Below are 20,210 nucleotides of genomic sequence, written 5' to 3' on the forward strand. Positions count from 1 at the left end.
GGTGACCCCCGGCGGATATACGATGTCGGTGGCGATGACCAACTGTGGTCAATTGGGGTGGACGACCGATCAGCATGGCTACCTCTATTCTCCGGTCGATCCGTTGACCGGTAGCGCCTGGCCGCGTTTACCTGACGTTTTTGCCGAACTGTGTCAACAAGCGGCGACCGCTGCGGGCTATCCCGATTTCCGACCAGATGCCTGTTTGATCAACCGCTATACGCCAGGGGCAAAACTGTCGTTGCATCAGGATAAAGACGAACCCGACCTGCAAGCGCCCATTGTTTCTGTCTCGCTGGGCCTGCCGGCAATCTTTCAGTTCGGTGGTCTGAAGCGCAACGATCCGTTAAAGCGGCTGCTGCTGGAACACGGTGATGTGGTGGTGTGGGGCGGGAAATCACGCTTGTTTTATCATGGTATACAGCCGCTTAAGACTGGCTACCATCCGTTGACAACGGACTGCCGTTACAATCTGACTTTTCGCCGGGCGAGTAAAGAAGAATAAAAATAAGAATTATTATTGCTGTCGGCGAAGAGATGTTTAAACTGCGGGCTGTTATTACTTGTCCGGGTTGAACACATGGAACTTTTACTTCTTGTCTGGCGGCAGTATCGCTGGCCATTTATCAGCGTCATGGCGCTCAGCCTTGCCAGTGCTGCGTTGGGGATTGGGCTGATTGCGTTTATCAACCAGCGCCTGATTGAAACGGTCGACACCACGCTTATGGTGCTGCCGGAGTTTCTCGGCCTGCTGCTGTTGCTGATGATCGTGACCCTTGGTTCACAGCTGGCGTTGACCACGCTGGGACACCACTTTGTCTACCGTCTGCGTAGCGAATTTATCAAACGTATTCTGGATACTCACGTCGAGCGCATCGAACAGCTCGGTAGCGCCGCGTTGCTGGCTGGCTTAACCAGCGATATCCGCAATATCACCATCGCCTTTGTCCGCCTGCCGGAGCTGGTGCAGGGGATTATATTGACCGTCGGGTCAGCGGCATACCTGGCGATGCTGTCGACCAAAATGTTGCTGGTGACGGCAATCTGGATGGCGATCACCATCTGGGGTGGATTCGTACTGGTGGCGCGGGTGTACAAACACATGGCCACGTTGCGTGAAACCGAAGACAAGCTGTACAACGATTACCAGACGGTGCTGGAAGGGCGCAAAGAGCTGACCCTTAACCGTGAACGCGCCGAGCATATTTTTAATCAACTGTACGTCCCGGATGCCAAAGAGTACCGCCACCATATTATTCGTGCCGATACCTTCCACCTGAGCGCGGTCAACTGGTCGAATATTATGATGTTGGGTGCCATTGGCCTGGTGTTCTGGATGGCTAACAGCCTCGGCTGGGCGGATACCAACGTCGCGGCAACCTATTCGCTGACGCTGCTGTTCCTGCGTACGCCGCTGCTGTCTGCCGTTGGCGCGCTGCCCACGCTGCTCACCGCCCAGGTGGCGTTTAATAAACTGAATAAATTTGCACTGGCACCGTTCAAGGCTGAATTCCCTCGTCCTACTGCATTCCCAAACTGGAAAACGCTCGAGCTACGTAACGTAGTTTTCCACTATCAGGACAATGCTTTCTCCGTTGGGCCGGTCAATCTGACCATTCACCGTGGCGAGCTGATCTTCCTGATTGGCGGCAATGGCAGCGGGAAATCTACGCTGGCCATGTTACTGACTGGGTTATACCAGCCGCAGTCTGGCGAGATCCTGCTCGACGGTAAGGCGGTGGCGGTCGACAAACCTGAAGACTACCGCAAGCTGTTCTCCGCCGTGTTTACCGACGTCTGGCTGTTTGACAAACTGCTGGGGCCGGAAGGTCAATCGGCCAACCCGGCGCTGGTCGATAAGTGGCTGGAACATCTGCAGATGGCGCACAAGCTGGAGCTGAACGACGGGCGCATTCTGAATCTTAAGCTGTCGAAAGGGCAGAAAAAACGCGTGGCACTGCTGCTGGCGTTAGCCGAGGAACGCGACATTATTCTGCTGGATGAATGGGCTGCCGATCAGGACCCGCACTTCCGGCGCGAATTCTACCAGGTGCTGTTGCCGTTGATGCAAGAGATGGGCAAAACCATTTTTGCCATTAGTCATGATGATCACTACTTTATTCATGCCGATCGCTTGCTTGAGATGCGCAATGGCCAGCTGACTGAGCTGTTGGGCGACGATCGCGACGCTGCCTCGCGTGATGCCGTCGCACGTACTGCCTGAATCGGTGAGTTGTTACCCGATGGCACTACGCTTATCGGGCCTATAACTCCGCGTGCCGCCGGTTTTTTATCCATCCGGCGGCTTCGTTTATTGTTATTTACATAATTCGGCATCATGATTAATGATATTTCATATCATGGATTTATGATTGATGTCCGTAATAAACAAAAATAGCGCCAGGCTACGTGATGAAGAACGTGCCCGCCTGATCTGGCTGCTGACCACTGATAAAGCCATTATTTCAACGCTGTTGGGCAAGCTTACCCTGGCTGAGCAATATGACGTCGGTACGCTTGCCGACGATATTGCTGAGGTAGGGGCGCTGGTGGAGCATTTGCCGCCACCCGATCTGGCAGATACCCTCGAAGCATTACCCTCCGAAGAGCGTCACGCGCTGTGGCGGCTGATCCAAAGCGACAAGCGTGGTTATGTGTTGCTGGAGGCGTCTGAAAACGTCTGGGACGATCTGATCGATGAAATGTCGGACCGGGAATTGCTCGACGCGCTGCAATACCTCGACATCGACGAGCAGATTTACGTGGTGCAGCATTTACCGCGTAACCTGACCGGTCGACTGCTGGCAACGTTACCGGCGGAAGAGCGGGCGCGCGTGCGCCAGGTGATGCACTACGAGAAGAATCGCGTCGGTGCGATCATGGAGTTCGAGGTCATTACCGTGCGCCCGGACGTGACGCTGAAGGTGGTACAACGCTACCTGCGACGGCTGGGTAAAATGCCGGAGAACACCGATAAACTCTTCGTCACCGACCGCAATAAAGTGCTGGTGGGCGAGCTGACGTTAACCCGTATTCTGCTCAATGACGTGCAACGCAAAGTCAGTGAGGTGATGGAAGACGATCCGCTCACCTTTGCTCCGGAAGATATCGCCGAGCACGCCGCGCGTACCTTTGAACGTGATAACCTGGTCAGTGCGGCGGTGGTGGACCCAACCGGCAAGCTGATGGGGCGTTTAACCATCGATGAGATCGTTGATGTGGTGTATGAAGAAACGGACACCGATCTGCGCCGGATGGGGGGCTTAAGCGCCGGAGAAGATGTCTTTGCCCCGGTTACCAAAGCGGTAAAAACCCGTTGGGCCTGGCTGGCCGTTAATCTCTGTACCGCATTTATTGCATCGCGCGTCATCGACGGTTTTGAACACACGATTTCACAGCTGGTGGCGCTGGCCTCGCTCATGCCCATCGTGGCGGGGATCGGTGGCAATACCGGTAATCAGACCATCACCATGATTGTCCGCGCGCTGGCGCTGCAAAACATTCAGCCAGGAAACCTTACGTTCCTGATCCTGCGCGAAATGGGCGTGGCGGTGATTAACGGGCTGGTCTGGGGCGGGATTATGGGCGGCATCACCTGGTGGTTGTACGATGACATGGCGCTCGGCGGCGTGATGACCTTGGCAATGATGCTTAATCTGTTAATGGCAGCGCTGATGGGGGTGATTATTCCAATGACCATGGTCAAGCTGGGGCGTGACCCGGCGATCGGCTCAAGCGTGATGATCACCGCTATTACCGACACCGGCGGGTTCTTTATTTTTCTCGGTCTTGCGACGCTGTTTTTGGTGTAGTCGGGCGTTTGCCTCTGACGATGCGCGGTAGGACCAGCATCGTCAATACCCCGGCAACCACGCCAATAGCCAGGTTGCCTGTCGACACCGTTGCGGCAACGGTAATCAGCATCACCAGCGTTTCGCTGATCGGCATTTTCGCCAGTGTCGCTGGCTGAATGCTGTGCCAACTGAACGTTTTCACCGCCACAATGACCATAATACCTGCCAGCACTGACATGGGGATTTTTGCCATCATGTCGCTTAACGCAGTGACCAACAGCAGCAAGACCAGCCCAGCGGCGAACGTGGAGACGCGGCTGCGTCCTTTACCCATCTCAACGTTAACAATCGTTTGACCAATCATCGCGCATCCGGCGATACCGCCATATAACCCGGCCAGAATATTGGCTATCCCCAGCCCCGTACTTTCACGATTTTTATTCGAGGGCGTGACCGTCAGATCGTCAACCAGTCGGGCGGTAAGCAGCGACTCCATCAAGCCGACAAAGGCAATACTCAGCGCGCAGGGCCAGATAATCGCCAACGTGTGCAGGTTGAGAGGCACCAACAGCTGCGTGAATCCGGGTAATCCACCGCTCAATGAGCCTTCGTCACCGACGGTAGGCAACAACTGCCCGCTGGTCACGGTGAAGACCGTCAGCAGCACGATGGCAATCAGCGGCGCGGGAATGCTTTTAATAAACCGCGGTACCCACAGCACGATAAGCAGCGTCAGAACAAACAGCCCCCAAATCAACGGGCTTTTACTCCAGAAGTGCGGAACCTGAGCAAAGAAGATCAAGATGCCTAGCGCGTTAACAAAGCCGGTCATCACGGCCCCAGGGATAAAACGCATCAGTCGTGCCATCCCCAATACACCAAACAGGATTTGGATAACCCCGGCCAGCAGCACCGCGGGCAGGATGTACTGTACGCCGTGCTGATGCACCATTGGGCCAATCACCAGCGCCACCGATCCAGCTGCGGCGGTAACCATGGCCGGACGTCCGCCTAAAAAGGACATCGCCAGACACAGGACAACCGAGGCTATCAGGCTGACTTTGGGGTCTACGCCGGCGATAACAGAAAAAGAGATCACTTCCGGGATCAGCGCCAGCGCAGTGACCACGCCGGCCAGCGTTTCGCGCATCAGCAGGCGGGGTTGACGCAGCACAACGCCGACGGAATGTTCCGCCACGGCGGCAGGGGATGAATCAGTCGCAGACATAGTTACTCTCAGGTCAGAAATGGCCTGATAACAGCAGACCGGCAGGCATCCGTGCGGTGAATAGCAAAGCGCTGCATAGTACCCGCCTGACGGGTAGGTTTCCAGAAATGATTGTCAATAACCGTATAAAGAATCAACCTATTAATAACATTTTTAAAATTTAAACATAAATTATAAACAATATTTTATTATTTTTTACTTAAGTGTTACCGTTGGGCCGTTCGATTTTCACCTGCATGAAAAGCAAAAAGCGATACTAAAAGTAAGGCATTAACATTATGAAAAAAGTGACAGCCATGCTCTTCACCATGGCCCTGGGGCTGAATGTTGTCTCTATGGCGGCAAAAGCGAAAGCAGTGGAAGAGCAGGAAACGGATGTACTGTTGATTGGCGGCGGCATCATGAGCGCCACATTGGGAACCTATTTACAGGAACTGGAACCACAATGGTCTATGACCATGGTCGAGCGACTGGATGGTGTGGCCGAGGAGAGTTCAAACGGCTGGAACAATGCCGGCACGGGCCACTCCGCGCTGATGGAACTGAACTACACGCCGAAAAAAGCCGACGGTACTGTCAGCATTGAAAAGGCCGTTGAAATTAACGAAGCCTTCCAGATTTCCCGCCAGTTTTGGGCCTATCAGGTCAACAACGACGTGATGCATGACCCACGCTCATTTATCACTACCGTTCCCCACATGAGCTTTGTCTGGGGGGATGAGAACGTTAACTTCCTGCGCGCGCGTTATAAAGCCCTGCAGCAAAGTTCGCTGTTCCGTGGCATGCGCTACTCCGAAGATCACGCCCAGATCAAAGAGTGGGCACCGCTGGTGATGGAAGGACGCGATCCAAACCAGAAAGTGGCAGCAACGCGTACCGAGATTGGGACTGACGTCAACTACGGCGAAATTACGCGCCAGCTGATCGCTTCGTTACAGAAAAAGCCTAACTTTGCGCTGCAACTCAGTACTGAAGTACGGGGTTTTAAGCGTAACGCTGATAACAGCTGGACCGTCACGGTTGCCGATCTGAAAAACAACGCAGCGGAACGCGACATCAAGGCGAAGTTTGTCTTTATTGGCGCCGGTGGCGCTGCGCTGAAACTGTTGCAGGAAACCGACATCCCGGAAGCGAAAGGCTACGGCGGATTCCCGGTTGGCGGACAGTTCCTGGTGGCGGAAAACCCGGATGTGGTGAATCGCCACCTGGCGAAAGTATATGGTCAGGCTTCTGTCGGTGCACCGCCGATGTCCGTACCGCACATTGACACCCGTATTCTGGATGGCAAACGCGTGGTGCTGTTTGGACCGTTTGCGACCTTCTCCACCAAGTTCCTGAAAAACGGTTCATTGTGGGATCTGCTGAGTTCTACCACCACTTCAAACGTTATGCCGATGATGAATGTGGGTCTGGATAATTTCGATCTGGTGAAATATCTGGTCAGCCAGGTCATGCTCAGCGACGACGACCGTTTTGCTGCGCTGCAGGAATACTACCCGCAGGCGAAGAAAGAAGACTGGCGTTTGTGGCAGGCGGGCCAGCGCGTGCAGATCATCAAAAGTGATGAAGACAAGGGCGGCGTTCTGCGTCTGGGGACCGAAGTGGTGAGCGACAAAGACGGCACGATTGCCGCACTGTTGGGTGCATCACCGGGCGCGTCAACGGCGGCACCGATCATGCTGCATCTGATGGAAAAAGTGTTTAAAGATAAAGTCGCCAGCCCGCAATGGCAGGCGAAGCTGAAAACGATTATTCCGTCTTACGGCACCAAGCTGAACGGTAACGTCGAGGCCACGGAACAAGAGCTGCAGTACACCAGTGGCGTTCTGGGTCTGAAATACGATAAACCGCAGGTGGCTGATGAAACGCCTCAACGGCAGTTAAAACCTCAGGCTCAACCGCAGCCAGAGCAGAAAGCGGTTGCGGATATCGCACTGTAATCGCATGGTTGCATGCCGGATGGCGCTGCGCTTATCCGGCCTACAACACGCTATACGTAGGCCGGATAAGGCGGTACGCCGCCATCCGGCACATTCTCATTTATCGCGCGACTGCGTCCTGAATCTTCTCTTCTGCTTTCCAGATACGGTATTTTACTTCTACGTTTTCCGGGGTGTAGACCACAATCGGTAATTTGCTGTTGTAACGCAGCATACCGTCGTCACCTAAATGAGCGGTAATAAACTTCTTCTCTTTCTTGCCGTCCGGGCAGGCCATCATGGTTGACACCGGAGAGGTAACTTTGTCGAATACGTAGTAGTCATAACACCAACCTTCCAGCGTTTTGCTGTCCAGTTCTCCACCCAGGCGATGCTGGTTGCAGTCAACGTCCAGCGTTTGGCCGATCAGCAGTTCTACCTTTAGAGTAGATTCATCTTTCTCAGGAGTAAGCTGGATAACCTGGCGTTTCATCCCTTTGTCTGCTTTCGGATACGGGGCGACTTTTTCCAGCGGCTGCGCGGGAGTATCACTGGTTGCTGCCCATGCAGAGGTGCTGGCAAACGTGGCTAACAGGATGGCAGGGACGATGGTCTTCATCTTATTGTTCACAGTGTTTCCTTTCTTCTGTCTTCTGAACGTGTTTTTCGCAGATTAGCATATTCACATACGCTATTAATCTAAATTTACTTATATTTAAGGTGTATTAATTGAATATTTAATTATTAACTAGAGATATGTGCTAAGAATTATCCTATTTTTAAGATTATTCTCTTGTATATGCATTCGCTATATAATTGTTTATATAACTCATTGAAATGTGAGTAAAAGCGCGTTTTTTTATACCAACCCTACACTCTTTTGATCCGGCAACAGCATTTACCCCGATTGGGGTATGCACCTCTAACACATCCTGAAATATCTTACTGTTAAAAATAACTACTCATAAATAGTGCGGTTACTTATTGTCGTTCAACCCGCTCAGGGAGAGCGTCATTTATGGAAGGACAATGTCATGGTTGATTTATCCCGTCGAGGCATGTTGACAGGTAGCTGGCGTAACGCCAGTACGGGGATCCGTCCGCCGTGGAGCATGGAAGAATCTCACTTTCTGGCGCATTGCCTGCGTTGTGACGCCTGCGTCCAGGCGTGTGAAACCGGCATCCTGCAGCGAGGCCAGGGCGGTTTTCCGAGCGTAAATTTCAAACACGGCGAGTGCAGCTTTTGTTACGCCTGCGCAGAGGCCTGTCCCGAATCACTCTTTCTTCCGCGCCACACCAGGGCCTGGGATCTGAATGTTACGATCGGTGAAAACTGTCTCGCCAATCAATCTGTAGAGTGCCATCGCTGTCAGGATAGCTGTGAACCCATGGCCATTACCTTTCGCCCCACGCTGTCCGGTATATATCAGCCACAGCTCGACAATCAAGCCTGTAGCGGATGTGGTGCGTGTGTCGCGACCTGTCCGGTATCAGCCATTAATGCGGAGTATCACCATGGACACTAACTGGCAGGTTTGCAGCCTGGTCGTTCAGGCCAAAAGTCAGCACATCAACGATATCGCTACGCAGTTACGTACATTTCCAGGTTGTGAAGTTGCACTCAGCGATGTGGAAAGCGGCCAACTGATTGTGGTGGTAGAAGCAGAACACAGTGAAACACTAATGAAAACAATTGAGTCAGTGCGCAACGTTGCGGGCGTACTGGCGGTGTCGCTGGTTTATCACCAGCAGGATGAGCAAGGTGAGGAAACACCATGAAACTCAGTCGTCGTAGCTTTATGAAAGCTAACGCCGTTGCGGCCGCTGCGGCGGCTGCCGGGTTAAGCGTGCCGGGCGTTGCCCGCGCGGTAGTCGGTCAGCAAGAAGCGATCAAATGGGACAAAGCCCCGTGCCGTTTTTGCGGTACTGGCTGTGGCGTATTGGTTGGCACCCAGCAAGGCCGTGTTGTGGCATGCCAGGGTGACCCGGAAGCGCCGGTTAACCGTGGACTTAACTGTATTAAAGGGTATTTCCTACCCAAAATCATGTACGGAAAAGACCGTTTAACGCAGCCGATGCTGCGCATGAAGGACGGCAAATATCACAAAGAAGGCGAGTTCACCCCGATTAGCTGGGATCAGGCCTTTGATGTGATGGAAGAAAAATTCAAAACGTCGCTGAAAGAGAAAGGACCTGATGCCATCGGCATGTTTGGTTCCGGTCAGTGGACCATCTGGGAAGGCTACGCCGCCGCGAAGCTGTTCAAAGCCGGTTTCCGTACCAACAATATCGACCCGAACGCGCGTCACTGCATGGCGTCGGCGGTGGTGGGCTTTATGCGTACCTTTGGTATGGATGAGCCGATGGGCTGCTATGACGATATCGAACATGCGGATGCGTTCGTGCTGTGGGGCGCGAATATGGCGGAGATGCACCCAATTCTGTGGTCGCGCATCACTAACCGTCGTCTGTCCGATCCCAACGTCAACGTTGCGGTTCTCTCTACCTATCAGCATCGTAGCTTTGAGCTGGCAGATAACGGCATGGTCTTCACGCCGCAAAGCGACCTGGTGATCCTCAACTACATCGCCAACTATATCATTCAAAACAATGCGATAAACCAGGATTTCTTCAGCAAACACGTTAACCTGCGCAAAGGCGCGACGGATATTGGCTACGGCTTACGCCCAACGCATCCGCTGGAAAAAGCCGCGAAAAACCCAGGTTCCGATGCGTCTGAGCCGATCAGCTTCGAAGAGTACAAGGCGTTTGTTGCGGACTATACGCTGGATAAAACCGCAGAAATGACCGGCGTGCCGAAAGATCAGCTGGAACAGCTGGCGCAACTGTATGCCGATCCGAAGAAGAAAGTTATCTCCTACTGGACGATGGGCTTTAACCAGCATACTCGCGGCGTATGGGCCAATAACCTGGTCTATAACCTGCACCTGCTAACCGGCAAAATCTCTCAGCCTGGCTGCGGACCGTTCTCGCTGACCGGCCAGCCTTCCGCCTGTGGTACCGCCCGTGAAGTTGGGACGTTCTCTCACCGTCTGCCTGCGGACATGGTGGTGACTAACGAGAAGCACCGCGATATCTGTGAAAAACACTGGAATCTTCCGACCGGCACCATCCCGGCGAAAGTCGGTCTGCACGCCGTGGCGCAGGACCGTGCGCTGAAAGACGGCAAGCTGAATGTCTACTGGGTGATGTGTAACAACAACATGCAGGCCGGGCCGAACATCAACGAAGAGCGTATGCCGGGTTGGCGCGATCCGCGCAACTTTATCATCGTGTCCGATCCGTATCCGACTGTCAGCGCTCTGGCTGCCGACTTGATCCTGCCGACCGCAATGTGGGTAGAAAAAGAAGGGGCCTACGGTAACGCCGAGCGTCGTACTCAGTTCTGGCGTCAGCAAATTAAAGCGCCGGGTGAAGCGAAGTCTGACCTGTGGCAAATGGTGCAGTTTGCCCGTCGTTTCAAAACCGAAGAGGTCTGGCCGGAGGAACTGCTGGCACAGAAACCGGAGCTGCGCGGTAAAACGCTGTACGACGTCCTGTTCGCCACGCCTGCGGTGACGAAATTCCCGCTGACGGAACTGGCTGACGATCAGCTGAACGATGAATCCCGCGAACTGGGCTTCTATCTGCAAAAAGGGCTGTTCGAAGAGTACGCCTGGTTTGGTCGCGGTCATGGTCACGATCTGGCGCCATTTGACGATTACCACAAAGCGCGCGGTTTACGCTGGCCGGTGGTCGACGGTAAAGAGACCCAGTGGCGCTACAGCGAAGGTAACGACCCTTACGTGAAGGTGGGCGAAAGCTACAAGTTCTACGGCAAGCCGGATGGCAAAGCGGTCATCTTCGCGCTGCCGTTTGAACCCGCCGCAGAAGCACCGGATAAAGAGTATGACCTGTGGCTCTCCACCGGTCGCGTGCTGGAGCACTGGCACACCGGTAGCATGACGCGCCGCGTACCTGAACTGCACCGCGCCTTCCCGGAAGCCGTCCTGTTTATTCATCCGCTGGATGCGAAAGCCCGCGATCTGCGTCGTGGCGACAAGGTGAAAGTGGTTTCCCGTCGTGGCGAAGTGATTTCGATTGTTGAAACCCGCGGTCGTAACCGTCCACCGCAGGGGCTGGTGTACATGCCGTTCTTCGACGCCGCACAGCTGGTGAACAACCTGACGCTGGATGCGACGGATCCGCTCTCTAAAGAGACGGATTTCAAGAAGTGCGCCGTGAAGCTGGCGAAGGTGTAACGCGTTATGTCCCGGTCAGCAAAACCCCAAAATGGCCGCCGCCGCTTTCTGCGCGATATGATTCGCGCAGCGGGCGGGCTGGCTGCCGTTGGCGTGGTGCTGGGGTTGCAACAGCAAACTGCACGTGCAACCGGCGTGCGGTTGCGCCCGCCAGGGGCATTGGCTGAAGACGCCTTTGCCAGCGCCTGCGTGCGCTGTGGACAGTGCGTTCAGGCTTGCCCGTACGACACGCTGAAACTGGCGACGCTGGCCTCCGGGCTGGCAGCGGGGACGCCGTATTTTGTCGCGCGCGACATTCCCTGCGAAATGTGTGAAGACATCCCGTGCGCCAAAGTCTGCCCAAGCGGCGCGTTGGACAAGGAGATCGAATCCATTGACGATTCACGCATGGGACTGGCGGTACTGCTGGATCACGAGAACTGCCTCAACTATCAAGGGCTGCGCTGCGATGTCTGTTATCGCGAATGTCCAAAGATAGACGAGGCCATCACCCTGGAACTGGATCGCAATATGCGCACCGGTAAGCACGCGCGGTTTATTCCGACCGTACACAGCGATGCCTGCACCGGATGCGGTAAATGTGAAAAGGTCTGCGTGCTGGAACAGCCGGCAATAAAAGTGCTGCCGCTGTCGCTGGCGAAAGGGGAGTTGGGACACCATTACCGCTTCGGTTGGCTGGAGGGGAACAATGGCAAATCGTAAACGTGATGCCGGGCGTGAAGCGCGGGAGAAAAAAGGCTGGTGGCGTAGCCACCGTTGGCTGGTGCTGCGTCGTCTGACGCAGTTTTTGGTGCTGGCAATGTTTCTCAGCGGCCCGTGGTTAGGGGTGTGGATCCTGCATGGCAATTACAGCAGCAGCCTGTTGCTGGATACCATCCCATTCACCGATCCGCTGATTACGCTGCAAAGCCTCGCCAGTGGACATCTGCCTGCGACCGTAGCGTTAATCGGTGCTGCACTTATTACGGGGCTGTATGCCCTGGCCGGTAAGCGGTTGTTTTGCAGCTGGGTCTGCCCAATGAACCCGGTCACTGATTTGGCAAGTGTGTTACGCAGAAGGTTTGACCTGAATCAGTCTGCGACTATTCCGCGCCATATACGGTACGTCCTGCTGGTCGTTATCCTGGTGGGATCCGCGCTGACCGGTACGCTGCTGTGGGAGTGGATAAACCCGGTCTCTTTGCTGGGACGTAGCCTGGTAATGGGATTCGGTAGCGGTATCCTGCTGATTATTGCACTGTTTTTATTTGATTTACTGGTTGTTGAGCATGGCTGGTGCGGGCACCTTTGCCCATTAGGCGCGCTGTATAGCGTGCTGGGAAGCAAAGGGGTGTTAACCGTGTCAGCAAAAGAACGCGAGAGATGTAACCGCTGTATGGATTGTTTTCATGTTTGCCCGGAACCGCATGTGCTACGTGCCCCGGTGCTGGATGAGCAAAGTCCGGTGCAGGTAACCAGTCGCGATTGCATGGGTTGCGGTCGCTGTGTGGATGTCTGTTCTGAGGATGTTTTTACAATAACAACACGATGGAGTTCGGGAGCGAAATCATGAAAAGCCATGACCTGATTAAAGCGCTGAGTCAAATGGCGGCCGCGTTGGCCCTGGTAGTGAGTGGGGCCGTTTGGGCTGCAAACGGAGTGGATCTGAGCCAGTCACCGGAAGTCTCGGGGACCCAGGAAGGGGCGATTCGCATGCCGAAAGAGCAGGAGCGTATGCCGCTGAACTATGTTAACCAGCCGCCGATGGTCCCGCACAGCGTTGACGGTTACCAGGTAACGACCAACACCAACCGCTGCCTGCAATGCCACGGCGTCGAAAGCTATCGCACCACCGGCGCGCCGCGCATTAGCCCGACGCACTTTATGGATAGCGATGGCAAAGTACTGGCGGAAGTCGCGCCGCGTCGCTATTTCTGTCTGCAGTGCCATGTCCCGCAGGCGGATGCTGCACCGATTGTCGAAAATACCTTCACCCCCTCGAAAGGTTACGGGAAATAAGAGGTCATTATGGAAAATTCTAACCGTAAACCAGGCTGGATTAAGCGCGTCTGGCAATGGTGGCGTCGCCCCAGCCGTCTGGCGCTCGGCACGCTGTTGTTAATCGGCTTTGTGGGCGGCATTATTTTCTGGGGCGGCTTTAATACCGGTATGGAAAAGGCCAATACGGAAGAGTTCTGCATTAGCTGTCACGAAATGCGCAACACGGTATACCAGGAATACATGGAAACCGTACACTACAACAACCGCAGTGGTGTACGAGCTACGTGTCCTGATTGCCACGTCCCGCACGAGTGGGGCCCGAAAATGATCCGTAAAATCAAGGCCAGCAAAGAACTGTACGCGAAAGCACTGGGGTTGATAGATACACCGCAAAAATTTGAAGACCATCGTCTGACGATGGCGCAAAATGAATGGCGGCGTATGAAAGACAATAATTCGCAAGAGTGTCGTAACTGCCACAACTTCGAGTTTATGGATTTAACTGCCCAGAAAGGCGTGGCGGCTAAAATGCATGACCAGGCCGTAAAAGAAGGGCAAACGTGTATTGACTGTCATAAAGGGATTGCACACAAGCTGCCTGATATGCGCGAAGTCAAACCGGGCTTTTAACAGGATGTAAATAATCAGGATGCTTGAAGCCAGAGAACTGCTCTGTGAGCGAGATGACAGAATACTGTTTAGCGAGCTGTCATTTCGCGTTAACGCAGGGGAATGGGTGCAAATTACCGGAAGTAACGGTGCGGGGAAAACGACCCTGTTGCGGTTGCTTACCGGGCTGGCTCGTCCTGATGCCGGAGACGTTCTCTGGCAAGGTCAACCGCTGCATCAGGTGCGGGACAATTTCCATCAGGAACTGCTGTGGATCGGACATCAGCCGGGGATAAAAACCCGGCTTTCGGCGTTGGAGAATCTGCGGTTTTTCCATCATGATGGCGATATCGCCCAGTGTCTGGAGGCGCTGGCACAGGCAGGTCTTGCCGGATATGAAGATATTCCGGTCAATCAGCTCTCCGCCGGGCAGCAGCGTCGTGTTGCGCTGGCTCGCCTGTGGCTAACCCGCGCCCGACTGTGGATCCTCGATGAACCGTTCACCGCGATTGATGTTAATGGCGTTGAGCGTCTCACCCAACGTATGGCTCAGCATACGGAGCAGGGCGGAGTTGTTATTCTGACGACTCACCAACCTCTCAATGTAGAAACCAATAAAGTGCGGCGCATCGCGCTGACCCGCGAGAGGACAGCACAATGATGTGGCGAATTTTCCGTTTAGAACTGCGGGTTGCGTTTCGTCATAGTGCGGAGATCGTCAATCCGTTATGGTTCTTCCTGATTGTGATTACGTTATTCCCGCTGAGCATTGGCCCAGAGCCACAGCTGCTGGCGCGCATTGCGCCGGGGATTATCTGGGTGGCGGCATTACTGGCGTCGTTGCTGGCGCTGGAACGCTTATTCCGTGATGACCTGCAGGACGGTAGCCTTGAGCAGCTGATGCTGTTGCCGTTACCGTTACCGGCTGTGGTGCTGGCGAAGGTGATGGCGCATTGGGTAGTGACTGGCCTGCCGCTGCTGATCCTCTCGCCGTTGGTGGCGTTGCTGCTTGGCATGGATATGTACGGGTGGCAAATTATGGCGCTAACCCTGCTGCTCGGCACGCCAACACTGGGTTTTCTCGGGGCACCGGGTGTGGGGTTAACGGTGGGATTAAAGCGTGGCGGCGTATTGTTAAGTGTACTGGTGCTACCGCTCACGATTCCATTACTGATTTTTGCTACCGCCGCGATGGATGCTGCCTCAATGCACTTACCCGTTGAAGGCTACATGGCGATTCTGGGCGCACTGTTGGTTGGCAGCGCAACGTTAAGTCCGTTTGCGACAGCGGCGGCGCTACGTATTAGCGTGCAGTAACTGTAGGCCGGATAAGGCGCAAGCGCGGCCATCTGGCACCAAGGTAATTTCATTTGTTTTGCTTGAGTCTGGTGACTGAACTATGTGGAAAATACTTCATCAACTGGCGATGCCCCCACGGCTCTATCAGATCTGTGGCTGGTTTATCCCGTGGCTGGCCATTGCCAGCGCAGTGGTACTGGTAACGGGCTGGATCTGGGGATTTGGCTTTGCACCCGCGGATTATCAGCAGGGACAAAGTTATCGCATCATCTACCTGCACGTCCCGGCGGCAATCTGGTCGATGGGCATTTACGCCTCAATGGCGGTTGCCGCGTTTATCGGCCTGGTCTGGCAGATGAAAATGGCCAACCTGGCGCTGGCGGCGATGGCGCCCATTGGTGCGGTGTTTACCTTTATTGCCCTGGTGACCGGTTCTGCATGGGGTAAACCGATGTGGGGAACCTGGTGGGTGTGGGATGCCAGACTCACCTCTGAACTGGTGCTGCTGTTTCTCTACGTTGGCGCGATTGCGCTGTGGCACGCATTTGATGACCGCCGTGTAGCAGGGCGTGCCGCGGGGATTCTGGTGCTGATTGGCGTGGTGAACTTACCGATCATTCACTACTCGGTAGAATGGTGGAATACGCTGCACCAGGGGTCAACCCGTATGCAGCAAAGTATCGACCCGGCGATGCGCGCGCCGCTGCGTCTGGCGATCGTCGGTTACCTGTTACTGTTTGTCACGCTGACGCTGATGCGCATGCGTAACCTGATTTTGTTGATGGAAAAACGCCGCCCGTGGGTGAGTGAACTGATCTTAAAAAGAGGCCGCCAATGACCCCTGCATTTGCATCCTGGAGTGATTTTTTCGCCATGGGCGGTTACGCCTTGTATGTCTGGCTGGCCGTGGCGATGAGCGTTATCCCGCTGACGGTGCTGGTACTGCATTCCGCGCTACAGCACCGCGCGATTTTACGCGGCGTGGCGCAGCAGCGGGCAAGAGAAGCGCGCATGCGTGCGGCGCAAGTACAGCGGGAGGCGGCGTGAATATTCGACGTAAAAATCGGCTATGGATAGCCTGTGCGGTACTGGCGGGCCTGGCATTGACCATCACGCTGGTGCTTTACGCGCTGCGTTCCAATATCGACTTGTTCTATACGCCGGGCGAAATCCTCTACGGCAAGCGTGAAACCCAGCAGATGCCAGAAGTCGGCCAACGCCTGCGCGTGGGTGGCATGGTCATGCCGGGCAGTGTAAAGCGTGACCCGCAATCGCTGAAGGTGAATTTCAGCATCTATGACGCCGAAGGCGTGGTGGATGTGACGTATGAAGGCATCCTGCCGGATCTGTTCCGTGAAGGGCAGGGCGTCGTTGTTCAGGGTGAGCTGGGCGAGGGGAATCATGTTCAGGCAAAAGAAGTTCTCGCCAAACATGATGAGAATTACACCCCGCCGGAAGTCGAAAAAGCGATGCAGGAAAACCATCGTCGCCCGGAAAGTGTGTATAAGGATAAAACGTCATGATGCCTGAAATTGGCAACGGGCTGCTGTGCCTGGCGCTTGGCGTCGCATTGCTGCTCTCGGTTTATCCGCTGTGGGGCGTTGCGCGCGGCGATGTACGGATGATGGCCTCTGCACGGCCCTTTGCCTGGCTGTTGTTTATCTGTGTGATGGGCGCGTTTTTGGTGTTGATTAACGCCTTTGTGGTCAATGACTTTACCGTGACCTACGTCGCCAGTAACTCCAATACCCAGCTTCCGGTCTGGTATCGTGTGGCGGCCACGTGGGGCGCGCATGAAGGCTCGCTGCTGCTGTGGGTGCTGCTGATGAGTGGCTGGACCTTTGCCGTGGCGCTGTTTAGTCAGCGTATGCCGCTGGATATCGTCGCCCGTGTGCTGGCGGTGATGGGGATGGTTAGCGTCGGCTTCCTGCTGTTTATTCTGTTTACCTCCAACCCGTTTTCCCGCACGCTGCCGGACTTCCCGATAGAAGGGCGCGATCTGAACCCGCTGTTGCAGGATCCGGGGCTTATTTTCCACCCGCCGCTGCTGTATATGGGCTATGTCGGCTTCTCCGTTGCCTTTGCTTTTGCCATTGCAGCGCTGATGAGCGGGCGTCTGGACAGCACCTTTGCCCGTTTTTCACGCCCGTGGACGCTGGCGGCGTGGGTGTTTCTGACGCTGGGTATTGTGCTCGGTTCGGCCTGGGCTTACTACGAGTTGGGCTGGGGCGGCTGGTGGTTCTGGGATCCGGTAGAGAACGCCTCGTTTATGCCGTGGCTGGTGGGGACGGCGCTGATGCACTCCCTGGCCGTTACGGAGCAACGCGCCAGCTTTAAGGCCTGGACGTTACTGCTGTCGATCTGCGCGTTCTCACTGTGCCTGTTGGGGACGTTCCTCGTGCGCTCGGGCGTGCTGGTGTCGGTACATGCCTTCGCCTCCGATCCGTCGCGCGGGATGTTTATCCTGGCCTTTATGGTGCTGGTGATTGGTGGTTCTCTGCTGCTGTTTGCGGTACGTGGGCATAAGGTTCGATCGCGGGTCAATAACGCGCTGTGGTCACGCGAATCGCTGCTGCTGGGGAACAACGTTTTGCTGATTGCCGCCATGCTGGTAGTCCTGCTGGGCACGCTGCTGCCGCTGGTGCATAAACAGCTGGGGCTGGGCAGTATTTCGATTGGTGAGCCGTTCTTTAATACCATGTTCACCTGGCTGATGGCACCGTTCGCGCTGTTGCTGGGGATTGGACCGCTGGTGCGCTGGGGACGCGACCGACCGCGCAAACTAAAAACGTTGCTGATTATCGCTTTTGTCACCACGCTGGTAATGTCCGTGCTGCTGCCGTGGTTGTTTGAGGATCGCATTGCCGCGATGACCGTCGTCGGCATGGCAATGGCCTGCTGGATATTTGTGCTGGCCATGTCTGAGGCATTTCTGCGTATTTCACGCGGCACGAAGCTGACGCCGAGTTACTGGGGTATGGTGTCGGGTCACGTAGGGCTTGCCGTCACTATCGTCGGTATTGCGTTTAGCCAGAACTACAGCGTTGAACGCGATGTGCGCATGAAGGCGGGCGATAGTGTCGGCATTCATGATTACCAGTTCACCTTCCGTGAAGTGAAAGATATCACCGGTCCTAACTATCGCGGCGGTGTCGCGATTATTGGCGTCACGCGTGACGGCAAACCGGAAGCGACGCTGCATGCGGAAAAACGCTTTTATAACAGCACCAGCTCGATGATGACCGAGGCGGCCATTGACGGCGGATTTACCCGTGACCTGTACGCGGCGCTGGGCGAGGAGCTGGACAACGGCGCATGGGCCGTGCGTCTGTATTACAAACCGTTTATTCGCTGGATTTGGGCCGGAGGGTTACTGATGGCGCTGGGCGGATTGTTCTGCCTGTTTGATCCGCGCTATCGCCAGCGCACGCGTCCCCGCACTGCCGGGCAAGAAAAAGCGCCGGAGGCTGTATGAAGCGCAACGCACTGTTAATTCCGTTTATTATTTTTCTCGTGATTGCCGCAGCGTTGCTGTGGCAGCTGGCACGTAACGCGCAGGGCGACGATCCTACAAATCTGGAGTCGGCGCTGATCGGTAAACCGGTACCGACATTCCGTCTGGAGTCGCTGGAGAACCCGGGTCAGCATTATCAGGCCGATGTGCTTACGCAGGGCAAGCCGGTACTGCTTAACGTCTGGGCGACCTGGTGTCCGACCTGTCGCGCTGAACATCAGTATCTGAACCAGCTTTCAGCGCAGGGCATTCGGGTTGTGGGTCTGAACTACAAAGACGATCGCCAGAAAGCTATCGTCTGGCTGAAAGAGCTGGGTAATCCGTATGCGCTGAGCCTGTTTGACGGCGACGGGATGCTGGGTCTGGATCTGGGGGTGTACGGCGCGCCGGAAACGTTCCTGATCGACGGTAAAGGCATTATTCGTTACCGCCATGCCGGCGATTTAAACGCCAGGGTGTGGGAGAGCGAGCTCAAACCGTTGTGGGATAAGTACAGTAAGGAGGCCGCGCAATGAGGTTTTTACTGGGCGTGCTGATGCTGATTGTCTCAGGTTCGGCGTTGGCCACTATCGATGTAATGCAGTTCAAGGACGAAGCGCAGGAGCAGCAGTTCCGCCAGCTTACCGAGCAGCTGCGTTGTCCAAAATGTCAGAACAACAGCATTGCTGATTCAAACTCGATGATTGCCACCGACCTGCGTCAGAAAGTGTATGAGCTGATGCAAGAAGGGAAAAGCCAGAAAGAGATCGTCGATTATATGGTGGCGCGTTATGGCAACTTCGTGACCTACGATCCGCCGCTGACACCACTGACCGTACTGCTGTGGGTGATGCCGCTGGTGGCGATTGGTCTGGGAGGCTGGATTATTTTCGCCCGCTCTCGTCGTCGCGTTCGCCTGAAGCAGGAAGAATTTCCTGACGATACCACACCGGATGGCACACGGGGTGGATGGTGGCTGTTTGCACCTGGCGTGGTGGTGGCGCTTGTGGTGGGTGCGGTGAGCTATTACCACACCGGTAATTATAAGCAGGTAAAAGTTTGGCAGCAGGCCACCGCCCAGGCTCCGGGGTTGCTGGAACGCGCGTTGGATCCGAAAGCCGAGCCGCTGAATGAAGAGGATATGACGCGCCTGGCGCTGGGGCTGCGTACGCGGCTGCAATCTGACGCCGGAAACGTTGAAGGCTGGATCATGCTCGGGCGTATTGGCATGGTATTAGGCAATGCCAGTACGGCGACCGAAGCCTACGCTAACGCTTACCGGCTGGATCCGAAAAATAGCGATGCCGCGCTGGGTTATGCGGAAGCGTTGACCCGTTCCTCCGATCCGGACGATAACCGCCGGGGAGGAGAACTGCTGCGTCAACTAGTCAGAAGCGATCATGCCAACGTCCGTGTGCTGAGTATGTATGCGTTTAATGCGTTTGAGCAGCAGCGCTTTGGTGAAGCGGTCGCCGCGTGGGAGATGATGCTGAAATTATTACCTGCCAACGATACCCGCCGCTCGGTGATTGAGCGCAGCATTAAACAAGCGCTGGAACAGCTGTCGCCGCAGGAGAAATAAGCGTGGAAGATGCCGGATGGCGACGCAAAGCGTCTTATCCGGCC

Annotated in this window: 20 protein-coding genes and 1 pseudogene; 19 read left to right on the top strand and 2 right to left on the bottom strand. The window is 55.2% G+C overall.

Annotation, left to right across the window (positions count from 1 at the left end):
- From alkB to mgtE, 3 genes and pseudogenes are all read left to right on the top strand, one after another.
- Positions 1–545, top strand: a pseudogene (alkB, locus tag FDX01_RS11810) (DNA oxidative demethylase AlkB); the annotation flags it as partial.
- Between the two features lie 35 nt (positions 546–580).
- Positions 581–2,224 (top strand): multidrug ABC transporter permease/ATP-binding protein, encoded by a 1,644-nt coding sequence (locus FDX01_RS11815; RefSeq protein ID WP_115257945.1) that lies wholly within the window; start codon positions 581–583, stop codon positions 2,222–2,224.
- Between the two features lie 151 nt (positions 2,225–2,375).
- Positions 2,376–3,812, top strand: a complete 1,437-nt coding sequence (gene mgtE / locus FDX01_RS11820; RefSeq protein ID WP_115257946.1) for a magnesium transporter — start codon at positions 2,376–2,378, stop codon at positions 3,810–3,812.
- Here the strand turns inward: mgtE and FDX01_RS11825 are convergent.
- Positions 3,775–5,022: a SulP family inorganic anion transporter gene (locus FDX01_RS11825; RefSeq protein ID WP_137399819.1), complete on the bottom strand. Its 1,248-nt coding sequence runs from the start codon at positions 5,020–5,022 to the stop codon at positions 3,775–3,777. The genes mgtE and FDX01_RS11825 overlap by 38 nt on opposite strands.
- A gap of 278 nt (positions 5,023–5,300) precedes the next feature.
- Here FDX01_RS11825 and mqo point away from each other — a divergent pair, with 278 nt between their 5' ends.
- A complete protein-coding gene (gene mqo / locus FDX01_RS11830) occupies positions 5,301–6,962 on the top strand; it encodes a malate dehydrogenase (quinone) (RefSeq protein ID WP_137399820.1) in 1,662 nt (553 codons plus the stop codon).
- A 100-nt stretch (positions 6,963–7,062) separates the two neighbouring features.
- Here the strand turns inward: mqo and eco are convergent, their stop codons facing one another.
- On the bottom strand, positions 7,063–7,560 hold the full coding sequence (gene eco / locus FDX01_RS11835; RefSeq protein WP_137399854.1) for a serine protease inhibitor ecotin: 498 nt from the start codon (positions 7,558–7,560) through the stop codon (positions 7,063–7,065).
- A gap of 415 nt (positions 7,561–7,975) precedes the next feature.
- Between eco and napF the strand changes: the two genes are divergently transcribed.
- The 15 genes from napF to FDX01_RS11910 all read left to right on the top strand — a co-directional run bounded on the left by napF (position 7,976) and on the right by FDX01_RS11910 (position 20,166).
- A complete protein-coding gene (napF, locus tag FDX01_RS11840) occupies positions 7,976–8,467 on the top strand; it encodes a ferredoxin-type protein NapF (protein WP_096756428.1) in 492 nt (163 codons plus the stop codon).
- Positions 8,457–8,720 carry a chaperone NapD gene (napD, locus tag FDX01_RS11845; protein ID WP_096756429.1) on the top strand — a complete coding sequence of 88 codons (264 nt, stop codon included), beginning with the start codon at positions 8,457–8,459 and terminating at the stop codon, positions 8,718–8,720. The genes napF and napD overlap by 11 nt, the downstream gene beginning before the upstream one ends.
- Positions 8,717–11,203, top strand: coding sequence for a nitrate reductase catalytic subunit NapA (gene napA, locus FDX01_RS11850; RefSeq protein ID WP_096756430.1), 2,487 nt, complete (start codon positions 8,717–8,719; stop codon positions 11,201–11,203). The genes napD and napA overlap by 4 nt, the downstream gene beginning before the upstream one ends.
- Positions 11,204–11,209: 6 nt before the next feature.
- Complete coding sequence (gene napG, locus FDX01_RS11855) at positions 11,210–11,905, top strand: ferredoxin-type protein NapG (RefSeq protein WP_137399821.1); 696 nt, start codon at positions 11,210–11,212, stop codon at positions 11,903–11,905.
- Positions 11,892–12,755: a quinol dehydrogenase ferredoxin subunit NapH gene (gene napH / locus FDX01_RS11860; RefSeq protein ID WP_115257950.1), complete on the top strand. Its 864-nt coding sequence runs from the start codon at positions 11,892–11,894 to the stop codon at positions 12,753–12,755. The genes napG and napH overlap by 14 nt, the downstream gene beginning before the upstream one ends.
- Entirely contained in the window at positions 12,752–13,201 is a 450-nt protein-coding gene (gene napB / locus FDX01_RS11865; protein WP_096756433.1) for a nitrate reductase cytochrome c-type subunit, read from the top strand. The genes napH and napB overlap by 4 nt, the downstream gene beginning before the upstream one ends.
- A 9-nt stretch (positions 13,202–13,210) precedes the next feature.
- Positions 13,211–13,813, top strand: a complete 603-nt coding sequence (gene napC / locus FDX01_RS11870; protein WP_096756434.1) for a cytochrome c-type protein NapC — start codon at positions 13,211–13,213, stop codon at positions 13,811–13,813.
- A gap of 13 nt (positions 13,814–13,826) precedes the next feature.
- Positions 13,827–14,453: a cytochrome c biogenesis heme-transporting ATPase CcmA gene (gene ccmA / locus FDX01_RS11875; protein WP_096756435.1), complete on the top strand. Its 627-nt coding sequence runs from the start codon at positions 13,827–13,829 to the stop codon at positions 14,451–14,453.
- The gene (gene ccmB, locus FDX01_RS11880; protein WP_137399822.1) at positions 14,450–15,109 is read left to right on the top strand and encodes a heme exporter protein CcmB; all 660 of its coding nucleotides are present in this window, start codon (positions 14,450–14,452) and stop codon (positions 15,107–15,109) included. Before ccmA ends, ccmB begins: the two co-directional genes overlap by 4 nt.
- A gap of 82 nt (positions 15,110–15,191) precedes the next feature.
- Positions 15,192–15,929, top strand: a complete 738-nt coding sequence (locus FDX01_RS11885) for a heme ABC transporter permease (protein WP_096756436.1) — start codon at positions 15,192–15,194, stop codon at positions 15,927–15,929.
- A complete protein-coding gene (gene ccmD, locus FDX01_RS11890) occupies positions 15,926–16,138 on the top strand; it encodes a heme exporter protein CcmD (protein ID WP_096756437.1) in 213 nt (70 codons plus the stop codon). The genes FDX01_RS11885 and ccmD overlap by 4 nt, the downstream gene beginning before the upstream one ends.
- On the top strand, positions 16,135–16,614 hold the full coding sequence (gene ccmE, locus FDX01_RS11895) for a cytochrome c maturation protein CcmE (protein WP_096756438.1): 480 nt from the start codon (positions 16,135–16,137) through the stop codon (positions 16,612–16,614). Before ccmD ends, ccmE begins: the two co-directional genes overlap by 4 nt.
- Positions 16,611–18,566 (top strand): heme lyase CcmF/NrfE family subunit, encoded by a 1,956-nt coding sequence (locus FDX01_RS11900; protein WP_115257952.1) that lies wholly within the window; start codon positions 16,611–16,613, stop codon positions 18,564–18,566. Before ccmE ends, FDX01_RS11900 begins: the two co-directional genes overlap by 4 nt.
- A complete protein-coding gene (gene dsbE, locus FDX01_RS11905) occupies positions 18,563–19,120 on the top strand; it encodes a thiol:disulfide interchange protein DsbE (RefSeq protein ID WP_096756440.1) in 558 nt (185 codons plus the stop codon). Before FDX01_RS11900 ends, dsbE begins: the two co-directional genes overlap by 4 nt.
- The gene (locus tag FDX01_RS11910) at positions 19,117–20,166 is read left to right on the top strand and encodes a cytochrome c-type biogenesis protein CcmH (protein ID WP_117343445.1); all 1,050 of its coding nucleotides are present in this window, start codon (positions 19,117–19,119) and stop codon (positions 20,164–20,166) included. Before dsbE ends, FDX01_RS11910 begins: the two co-directional genes overlap by 4 nt.
- The last annotated feature ends 44 nt before the right edge of the window (positions 20,167–20,210 follow it).

It is taken from the genome of Citrobacter sp. wls613, from assembly GCF_005281195.1.
Lineage (GTDB): Bacteria > Pseudomonadota > Gammaproteobacteria > Enterobacterales > Enterobacteriaceae > Citrobacter > Citrobacter gillenii.

Coding starts and splice junctions, on each gene's coding strand:
- napH (WP_115257950.1), top strand. CDS start 11,892: ATGGCAAATCGTAAACGTGATGCCGGGCGTGAAGCGCGGGAGAAAAAA.
- eco (WP_137399854.1), bottom strand. CDS start 7,560: ATGAAGACCATCGTCCCTGCCATCCTGTTAGCCACGTTTGCCAGCACC.
- FDX01_RS11910 (WP_117343445.1), top strand. CDS start 19,117: ATGAGGTTTTTACTGGGCGTGCTGATGCTGATTGTCTCAGGTTCGGCG.
- FDX01_RS11885 (WP_096756436.1), top strand. CDS start 15,192: ATGTGGAAAATACTTCATCAACTGGCGATGCCCCCACGGCTCTATCAG.
- napD (WP_096756429.1), top strand. CDS start 8,457: ATGGACACTAACTGGCAGGTTTGCAGCCTGGTCGTTCAGGCCAAAAGT.
- napF (WP_096756428.1), top strand. CDS start 7,976: ATGGTTGATTTATCCCGTCGAGGCATGTTGACAGGTAGCTGGCGTAAC.
- mqo (WP_137399820.1), top strand. CDS start 5,301: ATGAAAAAAGTGACAGCCATGCTCTTCACCATGGCCCTGGGGCTGAAT.
- napB (WP_096756433.1), top strand. CDS start 12,752: ATGAAAAGCCATGACCTGATTAAAGCGCTGAGTCAAATGGCGGCCGCG.
- mgtE (WP_115257946.1), top strand. CDS start 2,376: ATGTCCGTAATAAACAAAAATAGCGCCAGGCTACGTGATGAAGAACGT.
- FDX01_RS11900 (WP_115257952.1), top strand. CDS start 16,611: ATGATGCCTGAAATTGGCAACGGGCTGCTGTGCCTGGCGCTTGGCGTC.
- FDX01_RS11815 (WP_115257945.1), top strand. CDS start 581: ATGGAACTTTTACTTCTTGTCTGGCGGCAGTATCGCTGGCCATTTATC.
- FDX01_RS11825 (WP_137399819.1), bottom strand. CDS start 5,022: ATGTCTGCGACTGATTCATCCCCTGCCGCCGTGGCGGAACATTCCGTC.
- ccmD (WP_096756437.1), top strand. CDS start 15,926: ATGACCCCTGCATTTGCATCCTGGAGTGATTTTTTCGCCATGGGCGGT.
- dsbE (WP_096756440.1), top strand. CDS start 18,563: ATGAAGCGCAACGCACTGTTAATTCCGTTTATTATTTTTCTCGTGATT.
- ccmB (WP_137399822.1), top strand. CDS start 14,450: ATGATGTGGCGAATTTTCCGTTTAGAACTGCGGGTTGCGTTTCGTCAT.
- napC (WP_096756434.1), top strand. CDS start 13,211: ATGGAAAATTCTAACCGTAAACCAGGCTGGATTAAGCGCGTCTGGCAA.
- napA (WP_096756430.1), top strand. CDS start 8,717: ATGAAACTCAGTCGTCGTAGCTTTATGAAAGCTAACGCCGTTGCGGCC.
- napG (WP_137399821.1), top strand. CDS start 11,210: ATGTCCCGGTCAGCAAAACCCCAAAATGGCCGCCGCCGCTTTCTGCGC.